At 36.6% G+C, this 23,958-nt stretch carries 27 protein-coding genes, 1 tRNA gene and 2 riboswitches; of the genes, 12 read left to right on the top strand and 16 right to left on the bottom strand.

Annotation, left to right across the window (positions count from 1 at the left end; all coding sequences use genetic code 11):
- Complete coding sequence (gene cydS / locus FPQ13_RS13975) at positions 1–114, top strand: cytochrome bd oxidase small subunit CydS family protein (protein ID WP_377863226.1); 114 nt, start codon at positions 1–3, stop codon at positions 112–114.
- A 121-nt stretch (positions 115–235) separates the two neighbouring features.
- Here the strand turns inward: cydS and cydC are convergent, their stop codons facing one another.
- Together cydC and cydD are read right to left on the bottom strand one after the other, a co-directional pair.
- A complete protein-coding gene (gene cydC, locus FPQ13_RS01150; RefSeq protein ID WP_144087464.1) occupies positions 236–1,936 on the bottom strand; it encodes a thiol reductant ABC exporter subunit CydC in 1,701 nt (566 codons plus the stop codon).
- Positions 1,933–3,660: a thiol reductant ABC exporter subunit CydD gene (cydD, locus tag FPQ13_RS01145; RefSeq protein ID WP_144087463.1), complete on the bottom strand. Its 1,728-nt coding sequence runs from the start codon at positions 3,658–3,660 to the stop codon at positions 1,933–1,935. Before cydD ends, cydC begins: the two co-directional genes overlap by 4 nt.
- A gap of 204 nt (positions 3,661–3,864) precedes the next feature.
- Here cydD and FPQ13_RS01140 point away from each other — a divergent pair, with 204 nt between their 5' ends.
- From FPQ13_RS01140 to FPQ13_RS01130, 3 genes are all read left to right on the top strand, one after another.
- Positions 3,865–4,473: a superoxide dismutase gene (locus FPQ13_RS01140; protein ID WP_144087462.1), complete on the top strand. Its 609-nt coding sequence runs from the start codon at positions 3,865–3,867 to the stop codon at positions 4,471–4,473.
- Between the two features lie 197 nt (positions 4,474–4,670).
- On the top strand, positions 4,671–5,876 hold the full coding sequence (locus FPQ13_RS01135; protein WP_144087461.1) for an MFS transporter: 1,206 nt from the start codon (positions 4,671–4,673) through the stop codon (positions 5,874–5,876).
- A gap of 87 nt (positions 5,877–5,963) precedes the next feature.
- Positions 5,964–8,069 carry a peptidoglycan D,D-transpeptidase FtsI family protein gene (locus tag FPQ13_RS01130; RefSeq protein WP_144087460.1) on the top strand — a complete coding sequence of 702 codons (2,106 nt, stop codon included), beginning with the start codon at positions 5,964–5,966 and terminating at the stop codon, positions 8,067–8,069.
- Between the two features lie 130 nt (positions 8,070–8,199).
- Here the strand turns inward: FPQ13_RS01130 and FPQ13_RS01125 are convergent, their stop codons facing one another.
- Together FPQ13_RS01125 and rpmG are read right to left on the bottom strand one after the other, a co-directional pair.
- Positions 8,200–8,787, bottom strand: coding sequence for a 5-formyltetrahydrofolate cyclo-ligase (locus FPQ13_RS01125; RefSeq protein WP_144087459.1), 588 nt, complete (start codon positions 8,785–8,787; stop codon positions 8,200–8,202).
- Between the two features lie 168 nt (positions 8,788–8,955).
- Positions 8,956–9,105, bottom strand: coding sequence for a 50S ribosomal protein L33 (gene rpmG, locus FPQ13_RS01120; RefSeq protein ID WP_144087458.1), 150 nt, complete (start codon positions 9,103–9,105; stop codon positions 8,956–8,958).
- A gap of 161 nt (positions 9,106–9,266) precedes the next feature.
- On the opposite strand from rpmG, the gene FPQ13_RS01115 reads away from it, so the two are divergent.
- The 5 genes from FPQ13_RS01115 to FPQ13_RS01095 all read left to right on the top strand — a co-directional run bounded on the left by FPQ13_RS01115 (position 9,267) and on the right by FPQ13_RS01095 (position 13,820).
- Positions 9,267–9,506: a hypothetical protein gene (locus FPQ13_RS01115; RefSeq protein WP_144087457.1), complete on the top strand. Its 240-nt coding sequence runs from the start codon at positions 9,267–9,269 to the stop codon at positions 9,504–9,506.
- A gap of 14 nt (positions 9,507–9,520) precedes the next feature.
- Entirely contained in the window at positions 9,521–10,009 is a 489-nt protein-coding gene (locus FPQ13_RS13700; RefSeq protein ID WP_246065296.1) for an endolytic transglycosylase MltG, read from the top strand.
- Between the two features lie 30 nt (positions 10,010–10,039).
- Positions 10,040–11,581: a rhomboid family protein gene (locus FPQ13_RS01105; protein WP_144087456.1), complete on the top strand. Its 1,542-nt coding sequence runs from the start codon at positions 10,040–10,042 to the stop codon at positions 11,579–11,581.
- A gap of 36 nt (positions 11,582–11,617) precedes the next feature.
- Entirely contained in the window at positions 11,618–11,809 is a 192-nt protein-coding gene (locus FPQ13_RS01100) for a YqgQ family protein (RefSeq protein WP_144087455.1), read from the top strand.
- 124 nt (positions 11,810–11,933) lie between these two features.
- Positions 11,934–13,820: an LTA synthase family protein gene (locus FPQ13_RS01095; RefSeq protein WP_144087454.1), complete on the top strand. Its 1,887-nt coding sequence runs from the start codon at positions 11,934–11,936 to the stop codon at positions 13,818–13,820.
- A 194-nt stretch (positions 13,821–14,014) separates the two neighbouring features.
- Here FPQ13_RS01095 and FPQ13_RS01090 read toward each other — a convergent pair whose 3' ends face one another.
- Positions 14,015–14,188 carry a DUF2759 domain-containing protein gene (locus FPQ13_RS01090; RefSeq protein WP_144087453.1) on the bottom strand — a complete coding sequence of 58 codons (174 nt, stop codon included), beginning with the start codon at positions 14,186–14,188 and terminating at the stop codon, positions 14,015–14,017.
- 160 nt (positions 14,189–14,348) lie between these two features.
- Here FPQ13_RS01090 and FPQ13_RS01085 point away from each other — a divergent pair, with 160 nt between their 5' ends.
- Positions 14,349–14,972, top strand: a complete 624-nt coding sequence (locus FPQ13_RS01085) for an MBL fold metallo-hydrolase (protein ID WP_144087452.1) — start codon at positions 14,349–14,351, stop codon at positions 14,970–14,972.
- A 111-nt stretch (positions 14,973–15,083) separates the two neighbouring features.
- Here the strand turns inward: FPQ13_RS01085 and FPQ13_RS01080 are convergent, their stop codons facing one another.
- The 9 genes from FPQ13_RS01080 to comGA form a co-directional block, all read right to left on the bottom strand.
- The gene (locus FPQ13_RS01080; protein ID WP_144087451.1) at positions 15,084–15,323 is read right to left on the bottom strand and encodes a DUF2626 domain-containing protein; all 240 of its coding nucleotides are present in this window, start codon (positions 15,321–15,323) and stop codon (positions 15,084–15,086) included.
- 91 nt (positions 15,324–15,414) lie between these two features.
- Positions 15,415–15,486, bottom strand: a tRNA-Gln gene (locus FPQ13_RS01075).
- A 12-nt stretch (positions 15,487–15,498) separates the two neighbouring features.
- The gene (locus FPQ13_RS01070) at positions 15,499–15,906 is read right to left on the bottom strand and encodes a hypothetical protein (protein WP_144087450.1); all 408 of its coding nucleotides are present in this window, start codon (positions 15,904–15,906) and stop codon (positions 15,499–15,501) included.
- On the bottom strand, positions 15,857–16,303 hold the full coding sequence (gene comGF, locus FPQ13_RS01065; protein ID WP_144087622.1) for a competence type IV pilus minor pilin ComGF: 447 nt from the start codon (positions 16,301–16,303) through the stop codon (positions 15,857–15,859). The genes FPQ13_RS01070 and comGF overlap by 50 nt, the downstream gene beginning before the upstream one ends.
- A complete protein-coding gene (locus FPQ13_RS01060) occupies positions 16,281–16,514 on the bottom strand; it encodes a hypothetical protein (protein WP_144087449.1) in 234 nt (77 codons plus the stop codon). The genes comGF and FPQ13_RS01060 overlap by 23 nt, the downstream gene beginning before the upstream one ends.
- An 85-nt stretch (positions 16,515–16,599) precedes the next feature.
- Positions 16,600–17,082, bottom strand: a complete 483-nt coding sequence (comGD, locus tag FPQ13_RS01055) for a competence type IV pilus minor pilin ComGD (RefSeq protein ID WP_186279501.1) — start codon at positions 17,080–17,082, stop codon at positions 16,600–16,602.
- The gene (comGC, locus tag FPQ13_RS01050; RefSeq protein WP_144087447.1) at positions 17,072–17,398 is read right to left on the bottom strand and encodes a competence type IV pilus major pilin ComGC; all 327 of its coding nucleotides are present in this window, start codon (positions 17,396–17,398) and stop codon (positions 17,072–17,074) included. Before comGC ends, comGD begins: the two co-directional genes overlap by 11 nt.
- A gap of 20 nt (positions 17,399–17,418) precedes the next feature.
- Positions 17,419–18,462: a type II secretion system F family protein gene (locus FPQ13_RS01045; protein ID WP_144087446.1), complete on the bottom strand. Its 1,044-nt coding sequence runs from the start codon at positions 18,460–18,462 to the stop codon at positions 17,419–17,421.
- Positions 18,419–19,438, bottom strand: a complete 1,020-nt coding sequence (gene comGA / locus FPQ13_RS01040; RefSeq protein ID WP_144087445.1) for a competence type IV pilus ATPase ComGA — start codon at positions 19,436–19,438, stop codon at positions 18,419–18,421. Before comGA ends, FPQ13_RS01045 begins: the two co-directional genes overlap by 44 nt.
- A gap of 33 nt (positions 19,439–19,471) precedes the next feature.
- Between comGA and FPQ13_RS01035 the strand changes: the two genes are divergently transcribed.
- Positions 19,472–19,987, top strand: coding sequence for a shikimate kinase (locus FPQ13_RS01035; protein WP_186279500.1), 516 nt, complete (start codon positions 19,472–19,474; stop codon positions 19,985–19,987).
- Between the two features lie 104 nt (positions 19,988–20,091).
- Here FPQ13_RS01035 and FPQ13_RS01030 read toward each other — a convergent pair whose 3' ends face one another.
- On the bottom strand, positions 20,092–20,898 hold the full coding sequence (locus FPQ13_RS01030) for a YqhG family protein (RefSeq protein WP_144087443.1): 807 nt from the start codon (positions 20,896–20,898) through the stop codon (positions 20,092–20,094).
- Positions 20,885–22,489: a DEAD/DEAH box helicase gene (locus tag FPQ13_RS01025; RefSeq protein WP_144087442.1), complete on the bottom strand. Its 1,605-nt coding sequence runs from the start codon at positions 22,487–22,489 to the stop codon at positions 20,885–20,887. The genes FPQ13_RS01030 and FPQ13_RS01025 overlap by 14 nt, the downstream gene beginning before the upstream one ends.
- A gap of 125 nt (positions 22,490–22,614) precedes the next feature.
- A riboswitch (glycine riboswitch) is annotated at positions 22,615–22,703 on the top strand.
- A gap of 3 nt (positions 22,704–22,706) precedes the next feature.
- Positions 22,707–22,790, top strand: a riboswitch (glycine riboswitch).
- Between the two features lie 61 nt (positions 22,791–22,851).
- Here FPQ13_RS01025 and gcvT point away from each other — a divergent pair.
- Positions 22,852–23,955, top strand: coding sequence for a glycine cleavage system aminomethyltransferase GcvT (gene gcvT, locus FPQ13_RS01020; RefSeq protein WP_144087441.1), 1,104 nt, complete (start codon positions 22,852–22,854; stop codon positions 23,953–23,955).
- Positions 23,956–23,958 lie beyond the last annotated feature (3 nt).

Below are 23,958 nucleotides of genomic sequence, written 5' to 3'. Positions count from 1 at the left end.
ATGGAAGAACTACTAATTATCTATGCACCACCGATTGTGTTAATCGGATCGATTTTCTTAGCCTTTTGGGTCGCATCAAAAGAGAGTCCTTCTTTATATGACGACGAACAATAACGATAAATAATAGAGAAATAACAAAACCCCACTTAGTGGCCAACGCATAAGCCCTAACTGGGGTTTTGATATAATTCAATCTTAATTATATAACTCAAACTTTTTTAACTCTCGATGATCCTTATAACAAGACAGAGTCTTCAATTTGCTTCATTTGGTAAAACTCACCTTTACGGTTCATTAACTCTTCATATGTTCCTGATTCAACAATTTTACCTTCTTGTAGAACGATAATTTGATCCATGTCTTCTAAGTGAGTTAGTTCATGTGTAATCAATAGTACGGTTTTATTTTTTGTTTCATTCCAAAGTTGTTTATATATATTGTCCTTATTTTTTGTATCTAAGCTTGATGTCGGTTCATCCAATAACCAAAGCTCAGCTTCTGGATTCAGCAATATTCTTGCAACTGCTAAACGTTGTTTTTCTCCGCCTGATAAATTACTGCCTTTTTCTAATATAAGTGAATCAAGGTTTAAATAAGGTAGGTTTACCCGACGAAGAGCGTTCTCGAGATCAACATCTGAATACGATGATACCGCTAGCAAATTATCACGAACAGTCCCATAAAAGAAATGGTTTTCTTGTAATACAACATTTGATCGGTTCCATATAGAACTCGGTTCAAGCTGTGAAATCGGTATGTGATTCCATTCGATAGAACCAGTTTGTGTAGATTCAATGCCAAGGGCTAAATCAATGATTGTCGACTTACCTGAACCACTAGGCCCTACGATAGCTGTTTTACTTCCTTTGTTTAAATGAAAGCTAACATCAATTAATGCGGGTGAAAGTGCGTTGTCATAACGGAATGTCAGTTGATTGATACGCAAAGATTCGAAGGAAGGGGCTGTTGTCTTCCTTTCATTTTGAACGATGGGCTTTATTTCGCTTAACCGTTCGCTAACCTCTTGACTATTTGCTAGATGAATCGGAAGGGCACTTAATACCTCGCTGTTTTCGAACAATGTAATTGTTAGTAATAGGAAGACAGCCAAATAGATTCCGTTCAAATCACCATCTGATACAAAATAGGCACCTGTAGCTAAAACAAGCCAAATGATAAAATAGCCGACCCATGTGTAAATGGATTGATGCAAACGTTCCTTTCTTTTTTGATTAAATACGGATTGTTCGTAGTGGTCACTTTTATTGATCAATTTATCTTTTTGGTATTTTTCTCGTTGGAAAATTTTCAGCTCTTTATACCCAAAAAGATATTCACCCGAGTCATTGGATAATGCAGTGCGAGTCGCTCGTACATTCGGATTCGTTTTCATCAGCCACCAATAAAAAACTGATGGCAAGACTAAAACTTGTAGAATAAAGCCGATGAATATAATGACAGCAATCCAAAATGAGAAAAAGGACGCAAAGAAAATCGTCGTCAAGAAAATAAAAAAGAGCAGGATTGGTGGATATAGCACGCGTAAGAAATAGGTTTGCAATGATTCAATATCCCCAACCATACGTGAGAGCAAGTCACCGGATTGATATTTTTGCATGAGAGATGAGAATGATTGATCAAGTCTTCGATAGAACGTTTTGCGGATATGTCCGAGAACCGTAAAACTGGCACGGTGTGAATAATAACGCTCACCATAGCGACTAAACGCTCTCGTAACGCCAAGCAATTTAACAATCGCAATGACGACAGTCAATGCAGTGAGTGGTACACCAATTGCTGCTTTGGATAGTAAATACCCACTTGCTGAAAATAAGCCAATCGCTGCCATTCCTGCAATGAACCCAAACAACACAGATAGAAGAACATCTTTTTTCTCTTTTAAAATTTCGTTTATTACTATCCGTAGATTTGTCATTCAATGTTCTCCTTTCTCGTTGATGTGATCAAGCTTTGGTAGAACTTGTTGGAATGCTTCAATTCTTTATGTGTACCATCTGCTCCAATTTTGCCATCTTCCATTATCCATATACGATCACTTGATTGAATTGTTTTTACCCGATGAGCAATCGTAATGACCGTCATTTTTTCAGTTAATTGTTCAAGCGTATTTTGAATGACTTTTTCCGTTTTTAAATCAAGCCCAGTCGTTGGTTCATCAAATAATAAAATTGAAGGTTGTTTCACTAAGATTCGTGCAAGTGCTAACCGTTGCTTTTCGCCACCAGATAGACCTCGTCCACCTTCACCGACCGTCGTATGAATGCCATTTTCTAAAGTAGAAACAAGAGAATCAAGTTCGACTTGTTTTAGTGCATTCCAAATATCTTGATCATTGACTCGTTTGTTCGTGCTAAGCGATATGTTTTCTGCGATTGTTCCAGCAAATATATAAGGATTTTGTGACAGATAACCTAGCTGATTAAACCAAGAGGATGAATCGACATCTGATTTGGCATAACCATCCAAATAGATTGTCCCTGCTTTTGGTTCCATCAAGCCAGCTAATAGATGAAATAAAGTCGTTTTTCCAGATCCACTTTCACCGATTAACGCTATTTTTTCATACGGGTCAATATGAAGATTGATCGGGCCAAGTGAGAAACCTTCGTTAGGGTATTGCATTTCAACATTGTCTAGTTTGATGGTAGATGGAGAGTCCTTCTGCAGCTTATGGTTACCCCAACTGACATCCTGTGACTCAGTGGAAATTTCCTCATCTATTTTCTTTATGGCTGTCAAACTTTCCCTGCCGGAATGAAAAGCACTGCTTAATTCTTTCAAAAATACATAAAATTCGGGAGCTAATAAAAGAACGAAAAATGCAGTATGAAAAGTAATCGTATCAAATATGATCATTCGAAAGGATACTTCCAACGCGATTAATCCCATACTTAACATGGATATTAGCTCCATCATAAACGCTGAAGCAAATGCGACTTTCAAAACATCCATCGTTGCATCGCGAAATCCCAACGTGCTCGTTTCGATCTTCGTTTCAGACTGTCTAGACTTACCGAATATCTTTAATGTTTTCAATCCTTGGAGAGTGTCGAGAAATTGCGCAGAAAAAGCATTCATTTGTTCAATTTGTTCTTCAGATTTATCTCTCGTTTTCATCCCAATGATCGCCATAAATAAAGGGATAAAAGGAGCGGTGAATAAAATGATTAATCCAGAAGGATAGTTGAAAAAGAAAATAACGACCAAGATTGTTATTGGAATCGTCGATGCTTGAATGACTTTAGGCAAGTACTCACTAAAATAAGGATCTACTTCATCTACAGTGTCTAACATCAAGCTTATTTTTTTTCCAGTTTGGTCTTCGTTTGTCGGTGTTATGGTTTTAGTTGAAAAATGGTTCAATAATTGACTTCTGATTTTTTTCTTAGCTTGAAATCCGAGTCTTAGACTAACTGAACCGATGAGATGAATAATAAGGACGCGTGCGATTAGGAAGATGAATAGGAGAATTAGTAAAGTAATGACAGCTTCAAATGGCTCGTTTTCAACAAAAATCGATTGAATGATTTCAACAATTAAAAAAGCTTGGAAGACAATAATGCCAGCCAGTAGGATGCTGAATAATAAAATCCACATGAGTTTATGTTTTTGTTCACGGATTATCTTTTTTATATCCATTATGGTTCGTGTCTCCCTAAAGGTTTGTTTGTATTTATTTTATCATGAGATCAATGCTGAATCGCTCGTAAAGAATGACAAGGATTTAACAATTTGAATAGAGCATAAAGCTTGCAGGAACTTCTAACCATTGATAACCTTAAAGGTGTTGGGAAATTCATTTTGATTTTCCATGTATTAAATTATTGAAGGAGGAATTTCATCATGGCTTTTGAATTACCAGAACTACCATATGCATATGATGCACTAGAGCCACACATCGACAAAGAAACAATGAACATTCACCACACGAAGCACCATAACACCTATGTGACGAAATTAAATGCTGCCTTAGAGGGGCATTCTGACCTTCAAGACAAATCATTGGATGAGTTATTAAAAGATCTTAATTCTCTACCAAGTGATATTCAAACAGCAGTAAGAAACAATGGTGGTGGACATGCGAACCACTCACTATTCTGGCAAGTTCTTTCTCCAAACGGCGGAGGAGAACCTAGCGGTGAGTTAGCTGATAAGATCAACGAAAAATTCGGTAGCTTTTCAGCATTTCAAGATGAATTCGCAAACGCAGCAGCAGGACGTTTCGGTTCTGGCTGGGCATGGTTAATTGTAAATAATGGAGAATTAGAAATTACTTCTACTCCTAACCAAGACACTCCTGTTATGGACGGTAAAACGCCAATTCTTGGCTTGGATGTTTGGGAGCATGCGTACTACTTGAACTATCAAAACCGTCGTCCAGACTATATTAAAGCATTCTGGAACGTTGTAAACTGGGATGAAGTAAGCAAGCGTTATGAAGACGCTAAATAAAATGAAATAACATGTTTCATGAGCTCTTTTCAAAGCATTATTCTGCTTTGAAGAGAGCTTTTTTGATGTAATAAATTGAAGTTATATAAAAAAAGTTGTTATGTGAATGTGAAGATTTCGTACATTTAATCAGCAATGCTTAGCGTGCATAACTGGTTTCCTCTTGTTTAGACTAATGAGTGAAAAGAGGGAGCTAAATGAAACTTCGCCATCGGGATGACGTAACTGAATACGAGAGAAAAAATTTATTTTATCTGCTAGCAATCTCTGCGTTATATACACTTGGTTTAAGCATGTCCAATATTTTTGTCAATATTTTTCTCTGGAAACAATCTCACAATATTGAATTGCTCGCCGTGTATAATATTTCCATTTACTTAACGCAGTTGTTTATTTTTATCATTGCTGGCAAATGGGTAAAACGCTTCGATCGAGTGATCATTTTACGTGTCGGAATTATACTCATCTCACTGTTTTTTATTGGTCTCTTGTCATTAGGGAGTCACGCTTCATCATTTTATGTACTGCTTGGCGCTATTCTTGGAGCGGGTTACGGTTTTTATTTGCTGGCATTTAATGTGTTGACATTTGAAGTGACGGAACCACACACGCGTGATTATTTCAATAGCACGATGGGGACATTGCAATCAATCGCTTGGATGATCGGTCCGTTATTTGCAGGGTATTTAATTACCGTGTTGTCTGGATTCAAAGGCTATTTAACGATATTTTTTTTATCGTTTCTGTTATTCTTATTAGCTGTAATAACCAGTATCTTTCTTGAACGCAGACGAACGAGCGGGCAGTACATTATTCGTAGAGCAATACAAGAGCGGAAGGAAAACCCGAATTGGTATCGAATGATGAATGCACACTTTCTACAAGGATTTCGTGACGGTGTGTTTTTATTTGCAGTCGGTCTTTGGGTATTCATGATCACCGACCGAGAAATGACCATCGGAATCTATAATTTTATCTATGCAGGTGGATCGTTATTGGTATATCAGTTATTGAATCGCTGGTTGAAACCATCTAAACGGAAACGATTTATATTTATTGGCTCTGTCGCTCTATACATTGCTGTTATTTGGATTATTTATGCAAATACCGCAGTAGATCTTTATATATATGGAATGATGATTGGATTATCTTTTCCGTTGTTTTTTGCTCCGTTCATGTCCATCTCTTACGATGTCATTGGCCAGGCAAGGAATGCAAGGGATTACCGGGTTGAATACGTCGTTTTTAAAGAAATTATATTGAACTTCGGCAGAGTCATTTCACTAGTACTGTTTTGGCTTGGTTTACAATACTTCCATGAGATTCAATGGCTACGGTACTCGTTACTACTATTCGGTTTAGGCTATCTATTCGCGATGCTACAAATCCGAAAAATCGAGTAAAAGTCAGAAGTTCTTCATGAAAATGAGTTAATTTGATGATATAATAGAGCTTGTCAAATTCACTCGAATTAAGGGAGAGCTCAAACGATGGGGAAGAATAAGAAGCAAAAATCACATTTGCCTCTTCGTTTAAATATATTGTTTTTTATCATTTTTCTATTATTTTCCGGTTTGATTTTACAACTCGGAGTCGTCCAAATTTTATTCGGCATGGATGCACAAGAAGAACTTGACCGAACAGAGCGAGTAACTTCTGCTACACCTGTACCTAGAGGGAAGATGTACGACCGTAACGGTGAACTCGTCGTCGACAATAAGGCGGAGTTCGCTATTACATATACACCAAAGAAGCATGTTCAACCGGAAGATAATGTGGAAATTGCTGAAAAATTAGCAGAATATATTGAAATGGATACGGAGCCAGTAACCAAACGAAACAAACAAGATTACTGGATCATTAATAATAAAAAAGAGGCATATGAACGATTAACAGAAGAAGAAAAGGAATTGAGTGATCAAGATCAATATTATGTGATGCTTGAAAAGATCACTGATGACGAATTAGAAGACTTCTCTGAACAAGAACTTGAAGTAATGGCCATTAAGCGAGAACTAGACAAAGCATACGAGCTGACGCCTCATATTATTCAATATGAAGACATCACTGTAGAAGAATATATGAGAATCGGTGAAAACTTGCATGAATTACCGGGAATCAATGTCACGACAGATTGGGAACGTGATTATTTATTTGGTAGTACGTTTGCAAGTTACATCGGAAGAATAACAAGCCAGCAACAAGGAATTCCGCAAGATGAGGACCAATACTTTCTCGCGAGAAATTATAGTCGAAATGACCGTGTCGGTAGAAGTGGTATTGAAAATGAGTATGAGCTATATTTAAATGGAAATAAAGAAATCAAAGAACATATTACTGATTCGAGCGGTACTGTAATCGACTCAAATACAATCCGTGAAGGACAAAGAGGTAAAGACTTGATCCTTTCTGTTGATATGGAACTTCAGCAGCGAGTAGATAAAATCGTGCAGGAAGAAGTTAAGGCAGCGGTGCAAAAACATCCGGGAAAAAACAGATGGTTCAGACATGCGGTCATAGTTTTGATGAATCCAAAAACGGGAGAAGTTTTAGCAACAAGTGGACAACAATACAATCCTTCTGAAACAGGGGAAGATGAATTTACGGATGTATCTCATAAAGTGCTCTATGATACGTACTTACCGGGTTCCACGGTAAAAGGCGCAACAGTCTTGGCGGGTCTTGATTCAGGAGTCATCCGTCCAGGAGAAGTGATTACTGACAGGCCGATTCGTATAGCGAATGGACCAAGGAAAAAGTCATGGAGAGATTTAGGGCCAGTGAATGATATTGATGCGATTAAACGCTCATCCAACGTGTATATGTTTTTCATCGCGATGCGAATGGGTGGCGAAAATAATTATTACTATAATAAATCATCCATCAATTATAATCCTGAGGCTTATACAAAAATGAGTAACTATTATAAACAATTTGGTCTTGGAGCCAAAACAGGAATTGATTTTCCTTATGAAGAAAACATGAATATTGACACTGCAGATGCCGGTGAACTTCAAGATATGGCAATCGGTCAGTTCGGAAACTACACAGCAATGCAACTTGCTCAGTATATTTCAACGATTGCTAACGACGGTTATCGGATGAAACCGTATCTCGTCAAGCAGATTCATAATTCATCACAAGGAGAAAAACTAGGACCTCTATATAAAGTAAACGAGCCGACGATTCTTAATAAAATAGAAATGAAAGACACTTATTTAAAAAGAGTCCAAGAAGGTATGCGACGAGTCTTTCAAGAAAGTGGAGGAACAGGTTACACGCATTTTGGTGATGCTGAGTATAACCCAGCTGGTAAGACGGGAACTGCGGAGGCTTTTTACTGGGACAACGAAACGAAAACACTGCACGACGATGTCAATAATTACAACCTTGTCGGCTATGCACCTTTCGATGAACCGGAAATCGCTTTTGCCGTCATGGCACCATATTTAGGAACCGGTGACTACCCAGTTCACCACCGAATTGGCAGAAGGGCATTGGACACTTATTTCGACTTAAAAGAAGAACGGCTAAAAGGTTCTAATGAAGATGACTCGGAAGAAGAATCAGAAGAGGATCAATCAGAAGAAGAATAAAAAAGGATTATAAAAGAAATTATGTTCCAAAACAGAATTTGAATCACCGGAAAACGTGCTATTCCCTAGGTGAAGTTTCATTCCTGGGTTAGCACGTTTTTGTTTGTTTCTAACGGGTGATTCAATTCGATTAGGAGCTTTTCTTCCGTTCGATTTCACAATGAATCATCCGATCTTCAGTGATGATGAAATCAACCGGAATATCATTATCATCAAAAGGTATATATTGGACGATTTGCTCTTCCATCGCTAAAGAAACGGTTGAATTCGGATAATCAACTAAATACCGGTCGTAATAGCCACCGCCATAGCCGATGCGATAACCTTTAGGATCAAATAATAAGCCAGGAACAATTATAAGATCGATGAAATCTTTATCGACTATTTTTTCCCGGCGATCCTTAGGTTCATACAAGTCCAGGTATACGTTTTCTAATTCTTTTTTATTGGTATATAAATAAAATTCCATGTGATGATCTTTTTTGGGAAAGCATTTAGGTATAACCACTTGTTTTCCTGACTTCCAAGCAGCCTTAATGATTTCTTCAACATTCAGTTCATTATTTCGGGGAATAGTGAGTGCGACTGTATCAGCTTCTTGCCACAAGTTCGTTTCCTGCAAATGTACCATCATGCTATTGAGACAATCATCCTTGTATTGGCGAGGGATATGATGAAGCAATCGCTTACTGAGTGTACGGTAGACGTGTTTGGACATTTAGCACCTATCCTTTACGATATTGTAGAATGTTTATCATTAGCTTATCACGAATGTATGAAGATCTAACTGTAAATCGTCGGACTTATTAAGAGTATTCCATAAAATGGATGGTTAAATACGCAGGAGTTTCCTATATAAAAAAACAGCAGGCAGGCACCTACTGTTTTACTTCGTTTCACGATGTAGCGTATGTTTTTTCAAACGCGGACTATATTTTTTCAATTCAAGGCGCTCAGGATTCGTACGCTTGTTTTTCGTTGTAATATAGTTACGATCACCTGTTTCTGTGCACGCTAAAGTAATTTGTTCACGCATCATGATTCCTCCATTCTGCACTTATCATTTTGACTTCATTATCATACCAAAGAACAATTCGAGTTTCAAGCATTGAAATAGAACTGTTACAATTTTACTGCCTCGTCAATTGAATTTATGATAAACTAGAAGTTAGGATTTTACAAAATGAGGTGTATGTATTGATCATCGCATTAATCAGTGTAGGTACTATTGGAGTCGCATTGTTTATTTTATCTTTTTTCATGAACGATCAACTAAAAGAAATTGAATATCAAGTTGAACAATTACGTATTTCTTCCTTACAGGATCGTTATTTAATCAATAATAAAATGAAGGTTCTAGAAGAAGAATTGCTATCAGAGCCGCTTGATGTACGAGATTATCAAAAAGATCAAAACACTAGTCACTGGAATAGCTAAAGGGTGAAAGCTAATTGAAACGTATGGTTATGGCCTATTCTGTAGGTCTGTTAACAGCAACATTCATCTTTGGAATTATTTATTGGATGGAAGGAAACTCTAACGAGTCAAAAGATTCTTCAAATGTTCCGGAAAAAGAGATCCAAACATATATTGAGGAGCAAGAGCTTAAGTTAGTGTCTCAAGATGAATATACTAATTTATTGAATAAAAATGAAGAGTTAAGGGCACAACTGGATGCGTTAGAAAAAGAGAACAGCAAATCAGATGAATCGGCGTCTTCAAGTGAGAAAGACGTTTTTCGTTACGTTTTGGAAATAGAACAAGGAATGAATTCATCCGATATCGCTGACCTGTTAGAAAGAAATGAAATAATTAATGATACAAAGCCATTTATTGATTATTTGGCAGAGCATGATTTAAGTCAGACGATTCAATTAGGTTCTTATGAAATGAATTCATCAATGAGTATTGAGGAAATTGCCAATTTGATCACACGGTGATGCCTCAGTTGATCATGAGGAGCTGTAACATTGTATATAACTGAACGATATACACTATTGAAGACAGTTGAATATTTAGTTAACCATGAACAATTTAATCTCGTTCAAATTATGCCTAATCAAAAAGAATATGTTCTAGAAAAAACTGAAAAGGGTTCTACGCATATTGTTACACTTAGTCAACAGACGTTCGATTGGGCAAGACAGCTCGAGCGAGATGTCCAAGAAAAGACGAAGTCAATATTTAGACAGAACCCAGTTCGTGGCCGCAGAAATTATTTTTTTCACTTTATTTATGTGAGCGATCTTTTACCTGTGGATCATTGGGAACCTTTATTGAAAGACCGACAACTGAAAAATAATAAACGATTGCACTCCTCCGTTTATTTATTTAGTGAAGAATATGTACAAGAGGAATTCAATCGTTTTTTAAGCCGCATGGGAAAAGAATCATCAACATTATTTGCCGAGTATCCAACGATTGAAGAGCAAGAATCATACACTCATTATATCGAGCAGCAACTCCTTTCAACGTACAAACAACAACAACGTGAAATTAAAGAAACGTTCCACTTCGGAAAGCCAAGATGGACGTTTTTATTGATTGCGATTAATGTATTCATTTTTATGTATATGGAATCTGTCGGAAGTTCAACAAACACGAAAGATTTGATTGATTTTGGTGCTAAATATAATCCGGCTATTATTGAGGGTGAATGGTGGCGCATATTTACTTCCATGTTCCTTCATATAGGCACGTTGCATTTGTTCATGAATATGATGGCTTTATATTTTTTAGGTGAAGCGGTTGAACGTATATTCGGAAGTAAACGATTCTTGTTCATTTACCTATTTTCAGGACTGTTTGGTGGTGTGGCAAGTTTTGCGACAAATGATGCGATAGCAGCAGGTGCTTCTGGTGCAATCTTTGGATTGTTTGGTGCGCTCCTATTTTTTGGAGTGCATTATAAACGCTTATTCTTTCAGACGATGGGCTCTAGTTTATTTATCGTAATTGGTATAAATTTAGTTTTCGGATTTACAATTCCTCAAATCGATAATGGTGCGCATTTGGGTGGCTTAATTGGTGGTTTCATTGCCTCACAAATTGTTCACTTGCCGTACAAAAAAGCTTTCATAAAGCAGTTCATTGCATTTTTTATGTACATTGTAATTATAGCTGGTTTGGTTTTATACGGAGTAAACCGAGCAGGCAGTCTTGATAATCCACATACATTTTCAGCAACTGCTCAAGAACTAATTGGTGAAGGTTTATACAATGAGACGATTGAGTTAGTGAACGATGAGCTAGATAGAGGAAGAGAAGAGGCGTATCTTTATTTCTATAGAGGTGTGGCTTATTTCGAGCAAAAAGAAATTGATTTGGCAGAAGAAGACTTCCACACTGCTGTGGAAATCGATAAAGATTTTGCAGAAGCTTACTTTAATTTAGCGGTTATTCATTCACGATTAATGGAGGAAGACGAAGCATTAAAATATGCTGAGAAAGCCATTGAGTTACAGCCAGACAACGAGCAATTTGAGGAATTTTATCAAAAATTAAAGATATAAAAATGTTAAGTTTATACGAACGTAGTGGGTGGAGTAATGGAAACCTTTCTTGATGTGCTTCAATTACTAAAGAAATATGGAATTTTTATTTATATTGGTGATCGGTTAGCTGAATTTAACTTGATGGAACAAGAGATTAATGAATTATATCAAAATAAACTGATAACCAATGAAGAATATATGCGTGCGCTTTTTATAATTAAACAGGTGCGCAATAAATATAGTTAAAAAGCCCCGTTTGTTTGTAACATATAACGGGAAGAATAAATACGATATGATTTGAAACTTTTAATCTAATAACTCGTCTTATTAATGTAGGAGTTATATCGGGATAAAAGTGAGGAGACTTCAAATGAACAAAATAAAACAAATACCATTATTTATCATTGCAGCAATACTCCTAGGAGTAAAAACATATATTGTCTACCGCTTTTATTTTAACCTTTCAATTGAATCCATCTTTCAGGAGACAATCTTAATCATCAATGCATTAGCAATCAGTGCATTCATTTTGTTTCTTGCGGTTTGGATGAAACCTAAAAACCAAAAGCGATACATCAAATATGTTTCACTCGTAATGAGTTTAATTGTTTTCGCGAACTTGCTTTATTATCGGAATTTCACAGACTTCGTGACGATTCCGACTCTATTCCAAGTTAACAACGCTGGAGATTTAGGTTCAAGTGTGTTTTCTTTGTTTTATCTTACCGACATCTTATTGTTTTTAGATGTGATTCTCATTTTTTACTTTGCAAGAAAAGAAACATTCCCAGTCAAATTATACTCTGGTCTGTTCAAAAGGAAGCTTATTGTCGTCTCATTAGCGGCATTAGCACTCAACTTGACACTTGCTGAAATTGAAAGACCGATGTTGTTCAAGCGTGGATTTGACCGTGAATACTTAGTGAAAAATGTGGGAATTTTTGCATTTCATGCGTATGATATGGTCCTGACTGCGTCCACACAATCAAAACGGTTATTTGCTGATGGTTCGGAAATGAGCGAGATTGAAAAATATGTAGATAAAGAAATTCGATCAACCAACAAAGTAACCTCAACAGACATGAGAGGAATTGCAGAAGATAAAAACATTATTTATATCGCTGCAGAGTCACTACAATCTTTTGTGATCAATAAAGAATTACACGGAGAAGAAATCACTCCGTTTCTGAATGATTTAGTGGAAGATAGCTATTATTTCGATAACTTTTATCATCAAACGCTATTAGGAAAAACTTCTGACCACGAATTTATTTTAGATAACAGTTTGTATCCTTTACCAAATAGTGCCGTGTATTTTACACACGCCCAAAATGAATTTCATTCGTTACCTAAAATAATAAAACAAAAAGGGTACTCATCTTACTCTATGCATGCGAATAACGGAAGTTTTTGGAATCGTAATACGATGTATGAATCATTGGGATACGATAAATTTTTCGATCAACAATCATATGAAATTAGTGATGAACACTCCTTCGGGTGGGGCCTCGAAGATAAGGAATTCTTCAGGCAATCAGTCGACATGATGAAAGATTTAGAAGAACCTTATTATTTAAAAATGATCTCTTTAACGAACCATTTTCCATTTGAAATACCAGAGAAAAAAACGACAATCGAACAATTTGATTCAAACTCAACGACATTAAATCAATATTTCCAAACGGTTCGATATTTTGATGAGTCGTTGGAAGTGTTTTTCGATGAGCTGAAAGAATCTGGCAAGTATGAGGATTCAATCATTATCATAATGGGAGATCACTACGGGATAAGCTCTTATCATAACAAAGCGATGGCACAGTTTCTTGGAAAAGATGAAATTACACCCTATGACGAAGTTCTGTTAGAAAGAGTACCTTTACTCATTCACATTCCTGGAAATGAAAACAATCAAGTGATCTCACAGGTCACGGGTCAAATTGATTTCAAACCGACCATTTTGAATATGTTGGATATTGAAAATCAAAATGACATTGTTTTTGGTAATGATTTATTTTCCGAGGAACGAAAAGGGTTTATCGCAATGCGAGATGGCACAGTTGTTGGTGATGATTTCATTTATACAAGTGAAGTTTGTTATGAACGTTCAACTGGCGATATTGCAGATGACAGCAATTGTACAGATATTTTGGAACAGGCGATGCAAGAACTGCAATACTCTGATGAAATCATTTATGGAGATTTATTCCGTTTTTATAATTTCGATAAAGGAGAAATTATTGAGGAAGAAGTGGAATAATGCAACCTGAAGTGAAGTTCAGATGTAAAGTAAAACCCGAACTGTAATCGTTCGGGTTTTGTTTTGCCGTTGAGAAAGCAGTCTGTAAAAAAAGAGGGCAAATCATTAAGATTTGTCCCCTTCATGTTAAGATATAAGTACTTGTTTACAACTAATTTTTTTAAGTAAAGAATACTTAATCGCTAAAATGTTGATTAAGATACCATGGATGAGATCTCAGAGATGATTGTCATAATTGAGAACCAACCAAATAAAAGTGTAGTTGCACCTGCAAAAAATACTGCTAAGAAATTACGGTTTTTGATTGAACGTAATGTACCAAAAATACATACAATTGCAACGAGTAGAAATATAATTGCCAATACCATTTTTATAGTCCTCCTTGAATGCCATAGTTCCTATTGTTATGATAACATAGTCCATTAAGATAAAAATATACGTATTCACAAGCTAAAATCTATTTTATAAGAAAAAGACTATCCTGTCGAGTATTTTCACCAAAAATACACATATCAAGGAGGAGAAGATATGAATATCCAAATATTCCAACTGGGACTGTTAGGTACGAATTGTTATCTGTTACAGAAAGATGGTGAAGCTCTTGTGATTGATCCGGGTGGCGACCCTGAGACTGTATTAAATACAATAGAAGAAAACAATCTTAGGTTACATGCCATTCTTTTGACACATGCACACTTTGATCACATTGGTGGGGTTGAGTCATTACGCGAAGAAACAAAAGCACCTGTATACATACATGAAGAAGAATCTTCATGGTTAACAGATCCATCTTTGAATGGTTCTGAGCTTTTTCAAGTCGGTACTATTTCGACGTCACAACCAGCAGATTATTCGATCAAACCAGGAAAACATAAAATGGGAAGCTTTTCATTCGAGGTTTTTCATACACCAGGTCATTCACCCGGAAGTGTTTCTTTTTGGTTTAATGATGATGCTGTAATATTTGCAGGAGACACGCTATTCCGGCAAGGGATTGGTAGAACAGATTTACCATTTGGAGATCATGTGACATTAATTCATTCAATTACAGAGCATATTCTTTCACTACCAGAAAATACGACGGTATATCCTGGGCATGGACCGGCTACCCAAGTTGGTGAGGAGAAAAGAACTAATTCGTTTTTAATCTGAGTTTTTAATGAGAACAAAAAAGAAGGCAACCGAACATTAATCGGTTGCCTTCTTTTTCATTTAGCAGATACAAGTCTGCTTTCGTACAAGTTAGTCTCTGTTTTCTTTGAATTAAGCAAATCCAGGTTCTAAAAGGAAGGTTACATAGTATGTGAAACCTATCATAAATACTGTTAAGTAAGCACCAAAGATATACATATAAAGACGCTCAGATAGGTTTAAGTAACCAATTCCCAAGAAGAAGACCGTTTGTGCTAAGAATAATAGAGACATGTTGATCATGTCACCAACATAGAACATGACGGCGAAAATACCCGTCCAAAATGCTATTCCGCGAAAAACGCGATCCATGTCTATTCCTCCTTCTCATAGGAACTCGTCAGACATATTATATACGAAGCAATGTTTATTGTAAATGAATAAATTATGACGGAAAAGCAAACTGGGCTGCCAGGATTCGAACCTGGGCATGACGAGACCAAAACCCGTTGCCTTACCGCTTGGCTACAGCCCAATTGATACAACACTATTCTGGCCGTATTGCTTCACTTTTATTCATCAATGTCGTATTTTTATATGTCGTTCCTCGTGGTGTTTCTACAATCAATTGTACTTGATAAGTAGAGGGAGATTCAAGTGTGTAGTGACATATTACCTGACCTACGAAATATTCAAATAGGACGGTTCCGTTTGTCTCTGAAGATTGGTCAATTATTTCTTGAAGGTCATGCTGTGCAACTTGAATTAATTGTTGGATTTTATGCTGTTCTTGAATTAACAACAAATTCTCTGTCTGTATATGTTGTAAGCTCAGATGGTGTAAAAGAACCGTCGTAACGACTAGCAAAATGATTAACAAGTATACGAATACAAAACCTTGTTCATTAGTGAGCGATCGTTTTAATCGGGAATGAATAATATTTGGTATATGCATAACCATTTTTCCTTTCGCCAGATATAGAAAATAAGTGGTTACCAATTTTTCGTATCGATAATTCGATCACATCAGTTAAAATAACTTCATGGCCACTTTCGTTTCCCCGACGACGAATCTTATCAAAATATAATTCATAACGATTAACAATATTATTGGGTAAATGAAATTGTATAGCTTGGTCTTCAATCGTTACAAACTGAGCTTCATTAAACTCCTTCATTAAGTAAAAATGAAATTGTCTCCATTCGTAATCTTTTTTATAGGTTGGACTCTCAATCTTTTGTACGGTAACTAATAGTGGGAGGATAAGAGATGAAAGTAACATAAGAATTGTCAAAGCAATCAAAGTGGACAGTAACGTGAATCCCTGATTATTCTTTGTATAAAGGTACATAAAGACACATACTTTCTTCGTTGTTGCGTCGATCTATCCATGACAAACATCCAACTTGTTTATTCTCAAGATTTTCTGTATTCCAAGTGAAATGAAAACCATCAATTATCACTTTTTCATTTTGCACATTGCTGCCAATTGAACGGATTACCAACCGTGATATATGTTCTTCTGCAATCATCGCTTGCCGTATTGTTTCGGTATGGTTCATGGCATGGTGTATCACCGGTAAAATAAAAGTAGTAATGATCAGCAGACAACTAAACGCTAACAAAACATCTACTAAAAAATATCCTTTAGATGACCGTGTGATATGGACGCACATTAGCTTCGAGTTTTTCAACATGGAATTGTCCTTTTCCGAATGGGAATTTTAATTCATATATTTGGTCACCGAAATGGATAAAAAAAGTTCCTGGACTTGATAAATTTCCTCGGGTAGTAAATGTAAGAGGATTTTTAAAGTTATTGAGCTGAATACGTATGTCTTTACGATATTTCCTCTCTAGAAGAGGTTGATCTAAGGAAGCATGGCGAATGGTATACATATGATTAGATGGGTCGAAAAACAATTGGGGAATAATTTGGTACGTCATTGTGTATTGTTGCAAGTAAAAAAGATCATTTTCGAATGTTTCCAGGAATTGATCCATTGTTTGTTTAGTTGGTTTTTGGCTGTGAGCCAACAGGTAGAAGTGAGAGAGGATTAAAATAATGGATAATACAACGAGTATTTCAATTAGAGTAAAACCTTCTTGATTGGAGGCTTTAACTTCCACTGGAAGCCCCACTTACTTCTGTTACTTCACCTGTGGTTGTGTTAATGGATAAATGAGATCCATTTGGACATGCAGGTTGTTCAATATAAGCACCGTCGACCAGTTGATCAATAGTCGGGAATTTCTGATTTTCGAGTTTATATAATTGAACTTGTGAAGATACAATTTTCTTATATGCTTCGCAGCCCTTATCGTCTACGGTATCATTATGTTTTGTTAGATTAGGTACAGTAATTAAAATTAATACTGAAATAATTAGTAATACAATTAGCATTTCTATAAGCGTGAATCCTTTTTGATTAAATATATTTTTCATCATTAAGCTCCTTTTTATCGTTATAATTGGTTAATCATTTGAAACATAGGAAATAAGGTGAACGAATAGATCAAGACAATCATCAGTCCCAATATGATATAAACAACAGGCTGTATCATCATCATCACGCTTTTTAATTTTTCCTCCATCGAATCAATGGCAAGGTTTGTATAGTTCTGAAGGTCTTTCGCTAATGTACCTTGCTCAGTAGAGCGTTTGATCATCAATTTAAACTCTGACTCAATAAGAGGGAGATCTTTAAAAGCGTTGTATAAGGACATTCCTGTTTGCAGGTGATCGGTAAGCAATGAGGCGAAATATTGGATGGATGGCATATAGTCTTGCTGTTGAATAATCATTATAGCTTCTTTGATTGTTTTGCCGCTTTGTAATAGTGAAGCTAATTGATAGGATAGCTGTGCAGTAATGAGCATCTTAAAAATGCCGTGAAGAAGTGGAGTTTTTTCATACATTGCAATTTTTTGTTCGACTGTGGATTGTCGGTGAAATCTATAAAAAAGCAGCGCAGTAATTACACCACCAATTAGAAAAATAAGAAATAGTGTTTGCGTAACTTGTAGAATTAACTGGTAAGTTGGTAGTGAACCAACTGTTCCCATACTACGGAACGACCTTTCAAACATAGGTAATAAAAATGTATTTAGGGCTATTAACAGAATAATACATACAGTCAGGAGAAAAAGAGGATACCTAAGTAGTTTCTTAAGTTTTGTTTGAAATTCCAGTCTCATCGTCAGTAATCTGTTCAAATGAATGAGATGCCCACTTAAATTCCCGGATTCGTTAGAGAAAAACAGGAAAGATACAACAATCGGCTGGAAGTCATATAGTTTAAAACATTCTTTTAACGATGTGCCATTCTCTAACGAACCGACAAATTGTTTAGCAAGCTGTCCGAGCTGTGGATCATACGTTAGAAATTCCAATGCTTGCTTCATAGAATGGTCTCGTTCGAGCAATTTGGCCATCCGATTTAAAAAAGTCACTTGGGTGGTAAGGTTAAGCTTTTTGGTCTGATTCGATCTGAATAATCCCTTCAGCATGAGCCTTCCTCCTTATTCGATCGAGTGAAAGGAATTCTTTAGAATTGTTCGGTGAGATTCCATTAATTGCACGTTCGAGAGCCTGACCTGAGAGTAATTCAGCTATAGCAGATCTTGAGGAATGATTTACTTCTTTATAGGTCGGTGATAACTCAACAAGTTGCTGAGCAACAATACCAATAATTGATTCGTGTAAATCACTCGAAGGAATGCCCATCTGTTTTAACCTAGTTAAGGTACCGAATGTATTCCTTGCATGAATCGTGGATAAAACGAGGTGACCAGTGAGGGCTGCTCGTATCGCAAATTTTGCTGTTTTATCATCTCTGATTTCACCGACCATAATAATGTCCGGATCATGTCGCAAGGCTGCTTTCAAGCCAACATCATAATCAAATCCTGATTTTTCATTCACTTGAACTTGCAAAATCTTTTCTACGGATTGCTCAATCGGATCTTCTAACGTAATCGATTGATACCCATATTCCTTCGTTGCTTGTTTTAGTAAAGCATACATTGTCGAGGACTTACCGCTACCTGTTGGGCCTGTGAATAATATGATGCCTGATGAGCTTTTCAACCATTTCATTAGTTGTCGAGCTTGTTTTGAAAAAACAAAAAGTTCTTCAATGTTCGGTTCATATTGCTCTGGTAGCACACGAATAGCTAAACTTTCTGTGTCTTTCAGAGGAAGAGTGGATAAGCGTAAGAAATAAGTGTTATCTTTTACTTGTGAAGAGAGTGTGCCATCTTGAGGTAAACGATTCTCTGCAATGTCCATCCCTGATCGAAACTTATAGTAACTTAATAATGATTGATATTGTTTGCGAGGAATCTTTTTATAGAACCAGCGATAGCCATTAATGCGAAAATAAATATGACATTCATTTGGTCCAGGAGAGAAGTGAATGTCTGTTGCTAAATATGTTGTAGCGTCCGTTAGTATAGTATTGGATAACACTTCTGGTTGCTTCAATAATGACAACCTCCTTATGAAAGGATGATAAATATGAAGTCAATTGCTCTCATTGGGTTTATGGGATCGGGTAAAACAACGATTGGTCAGATATTAGGAAAAGAATTAACTTATCCTGTAATTGATGTAGATGAACAGATTGAGAAAAAAACCAATATGACAATCAAAAAAATATTCGAAACAAAAGGAGAAAATTGGTTCCGAGAGAAAGAGGGAGAGGAACTCAATAAATGGGTTGATCAAAATGTGATTGTAAGTACAGGTGGCGGAATTATAACGAAAGAGCAAAATCGAAATCAATTAAAAGAACAGTTCAATACAATATGGCTACGAACATCTTTTGAAGAGATTATGAAGCGGTTAGCAGGAGAACAGGACACGAGGCCACTTTGGCGAAAGCCGGTGGAAGAAAGAAGACAGCTGTTTTTAGACCGAGAGAGCTTGTACAAACAAGTTGCTCACTACATCATTTGGACAGATGGTCGATCACAAGACGAAATAGCTCAAGAGATTATCAATCTATTACAGTTATACAAAACGGAAAAATAAAAGTCAAAAGGAGATAATGAGCTTATCTCCCTAAGCACTTCTTATTATGATGCTTTTTATTAATGAAATCTAAAATAAAACGAAAGTAATCACATTATCACTTTTTAAGAAATTAATTCTTTCGACATTTGCTCAGATACATAAAAGTAACCTAAATTAATCCATTCTAAATCTACTTGTGGATACAATCGTTCAAATATTTGAACCTTTGCCCGTTGATGTTCTGCATCGTCTTTTTCGTCATCTATGATCAGTTTTTTCAGCATATTCATTTCACGTTCATATAGTCGATGGGATTTATTCACAAAGTGCGTTGATTTTTGTTTGATGCGTTGTTGGAGCTCTTCGGTTACTCGCTCAACAGCTCGTTCGGTAGAAATAATCGTCGGTAAAGTGAAACAAAAATTTGGAACAGATGAAGCAAAGTTTTTGTGTTCAATTTCATCCATCATTTGAAAGCGCATTGTACCGTCGATTAACCGAATGCCCACACTCACCAGCTCATCTTTGGAAAGAAAACCACGGTATTTCACACGTATATTGCATATTAACCATGGATGCAGTGGCGTTTTCGTTGTACTGTTGGACTGGCAATCTTCATAAAGAACGGTATATGCCCCTTCTCTTTGAATAATGTGGAAGATTTGGTCTAGCCGAGGAGAACCAAAATGGATCCATTCACCTTTTTGTTGATCTCTTTTTTCTTCATCTGTAATAAAAGTGACACTCATTGTTTCGCCGACTTTACCGAGCTTCTTTACATACTGCCAATAAAAAGGTCGATTCATCAATTGCTCATCTAGTTGTTCAGTAAGCTTAACCGTTAAAATACCGTCTGATTTTTCTACAATAGATGCTTGTCTCGATGTAAAAAAATCAATTAAAAATGATTGAATGTCAGCTTGTTTCATTAAAAGCCTTCCTTTCAGATTGATGCGATTTAGCCACTTCAATCAAGTTATCTAGTTTTATGGATGCTTCTTGTTCACTAGAGGACTCAGAAAGGATTTCTTTCATTTCATCTTCAAAGTTACCTACCCCGATATCACTTAAAATTTGATCGAGCTCTCCAACGACACCCTCGAATAAATCGAGCTTATCATAAAGAAGATTGAGTATTTTTTCATCCACTGTGTTTTTAAGAATCATATAAAATATTTGGACGTTTCTCGTTTGGCCGTATCGATGTATTCTTCCGATCCGTTGTTCTAATTTCATCGGATTCCAAGGAAGGTCATAGTGAATCATATTTCGGCAATGTTGTAGATTAAGACCTTCTGCTCCAGCATCCGTGGTAATCAATACATCGGCTTTCGTCTCAAATAAATGGAGCATCCATTGTTTTTTGCTTTTTCGAAAATCACCGTTATAAGTAACAGCTAATAAACCGTGTTGATGAAGTACCCATTGTAAATAAATTTGCGTAGCTTTATATTCAGTGAAAATAATGCATTTCTCACCGAGTTCTTTTACAAAGTTCATCATTTGAATCGCTTTTGCATGTTGAGGAAGCTCTTTTAATTCATTAATACGATCAATCGCATGCTGCGTTTGATTTTTTGCTAACATTTGAAAGCAAGCTTCCCTACTCGAACAAAATCCTCTCTTCATCGTTAATTGTGTCAATGCATGATTGGATTGTTTATTATCAATCGAGTCGTAAAATGCTTGTTCTTCATCAGAAAATTGAGCGTAAATTGTTTCAATGTTTCGTTCAGTCCACTGGTTCTGCGTTTCTTTGCGCAAGTTTCTCACCATTGATGTTTGTATCAATTGTTTCATTGCTTCTTGTGTTTCTGGATCTTTTTTCAATTCTTGCTTAAACGCTTTTTTCTCACCTAATAGACCGGGCCTTACAATCTGAACTAAGTTATAGATTTCGTCCAACTTATTTTGTATAGGTGTCGCTGTCAGTAATAAACAATAAGTTGCTTTAATCTTTTTGACGAATTGATAATTTTTCGTTTGACTATTTTTTAAACGATGGGCCTCGTCAACAATTAACATGTCGTAATCTTGTTGAAGAATTTCTTCCTGGTGAGGTGACTTTTTTGCCAAATCAATAGAAGACACGGCAACTTCATATAACGTCCAATCGTAGGAGCGGTGCTTGGCCCTTGCGGGAATAAAAAACTTTTGATTCATTTCTTGTTCCCATTGACGAATTAATGAAGAAGGTGCCAAGATCAAGACTTTCTTCACTAGGCCCTTGATCATTAATTCTTTAAGGATCAAGCCAGCTTCTATTGTTTTACCAAGTCCTACTTCATCAGCTAAAATAGCACGCCCGTGCATCTCATGAAGGACTTTCTCAGCAGCTTCTTTTTGGTGTGGCATTGGCTGTAGTTCAGGTAAGAAAGCAAGGGATGCAAGGCGTTCTCCCTGGGTACTTTTCATTTTTGAAATATGATAGGCTTGCTTGAATGTCTTCCAATCACAACTTGTCTGTTCCTTTATTTCTTGACACGCTGATACTAATTGTTGGTTGATTTGAATGTTCATGCCAAACAATTCCTCCTTTTCTGACGAGTTCTTAAAACCGCTTACAGTAAAATGATTATTATGGTATAATATAAATAAAGAATCTTAAGAGTAGTATGTGCAAAAAATAGAATATCAACACGCGAATGATTATAAGGGGAGAGACTGGGATAGCCAGCGCCGACGGAGCAAGTAGGAATACGAATCTCTCAGGCAAAAAGACCCTTGTAGGACGCACCTCTGGAGAGAGTCTAGACTTATAGACCACCAAAGATGTAAGCAGTGATTGATTTCTGTGAAACTTTCAGGTGACAGGACAGAGAGAATTCCGAATGCTTTTATTTGGTATTCTCTTTTTTTATGTTTAATGGAGGAGGGGACTTATGAGTGAGTTAAAGCAAACACCTCTATATCCGGTTTATAAGGAATATGGAGGAAAAACAATTGACTTTGGGGGATGGGCATTACCTGTCCAATTTGCCGGAATTAAAGAAGAACATCACACGACTCGTGAGAAGGCGGGGTTATTTGATGTTTCACACATGGGTGAGATTGCTGTAAAAGGAGAAAACAGCGAAAGCTTCTTACAGAAGATGGTCACCAACAATGTGTCTAAGATTAAAATCGGTCAAGCACAGTATACGTTCATGTGCAACGAACGTGGTGGTGTCATTGATGATTTTCTTATATACAAACTGGATGAGAATGATTACTTACTCGTAGTGAATGCTGCCAATACCGAGAAAGACTTCAATTGGTTAAAACAGCACCAAACGGATGGAGTAGAAGTTGAAAACGTATCTTCAGAATATGCACAACTTGCACTTCAAGGCCCGAAAGCCGAACAAATCTTGCAAAAGCTAACAGATTCAAATTTGAAAGAAATTAAGTTTTTCCGATTTGATGATTCCGTGGAATTTTACGGAATTGAAGGTAAAGCGATTGTTTCTAGAACTGGCTATACAGGTGAAGATGGTTTCGAAATTTATTTGCAATCATCTTCTGTTGCCGGTCTTTGGAAAGCGATTCTCGAAGCTGGTGAGGAAGAAGGAATTCAACCTGTTGGTTTGGGAGCTCGTGATACACTTCGCTTTGAAGCAGGACTTGCACTATACGGTCAGGATCTCTCTGAAGAAATCACGCCTATTGAAGCAGGTTTAGGTTTTGCAGTAAAGATTGACAAAGAAGCCGATTTTATCGGAAAAGAAGCCTTAACCGAGCAAAAAACGAACGGCGCTTCTCGAAAACTCGTCGGATTTGAGATGCTTGATAAAGGGATTCCTAGACATGGGTATGAAGTTTTAAAAAACGAGAATGTCATTGGTCATGTGACTTCAGGTACACAGTCACCGACACTCGGCAAAAATTTAGGTACGGCGCTCATTCCAAGTGAACTTGCGAATGAAGGAGAAGAAATCGACATTCAAGTCCGTAAAAAAACGTTAAAAGCAAAAATTATACCTACTCCATTTTATAAACGAAAGTAAGAG

The organism is Allobacillus salarius, assembly GCF_007559425.1.
Classification (GTDB): domain Bacteria; phylum Bacillota; class Bacilli; order Bacillales; family Alkalibacillaceae; genus Allobacillus; species Allobacillus salarius.
This window is presented reverse-complemented; position numbering and strand designations above follow the sequence as displayed.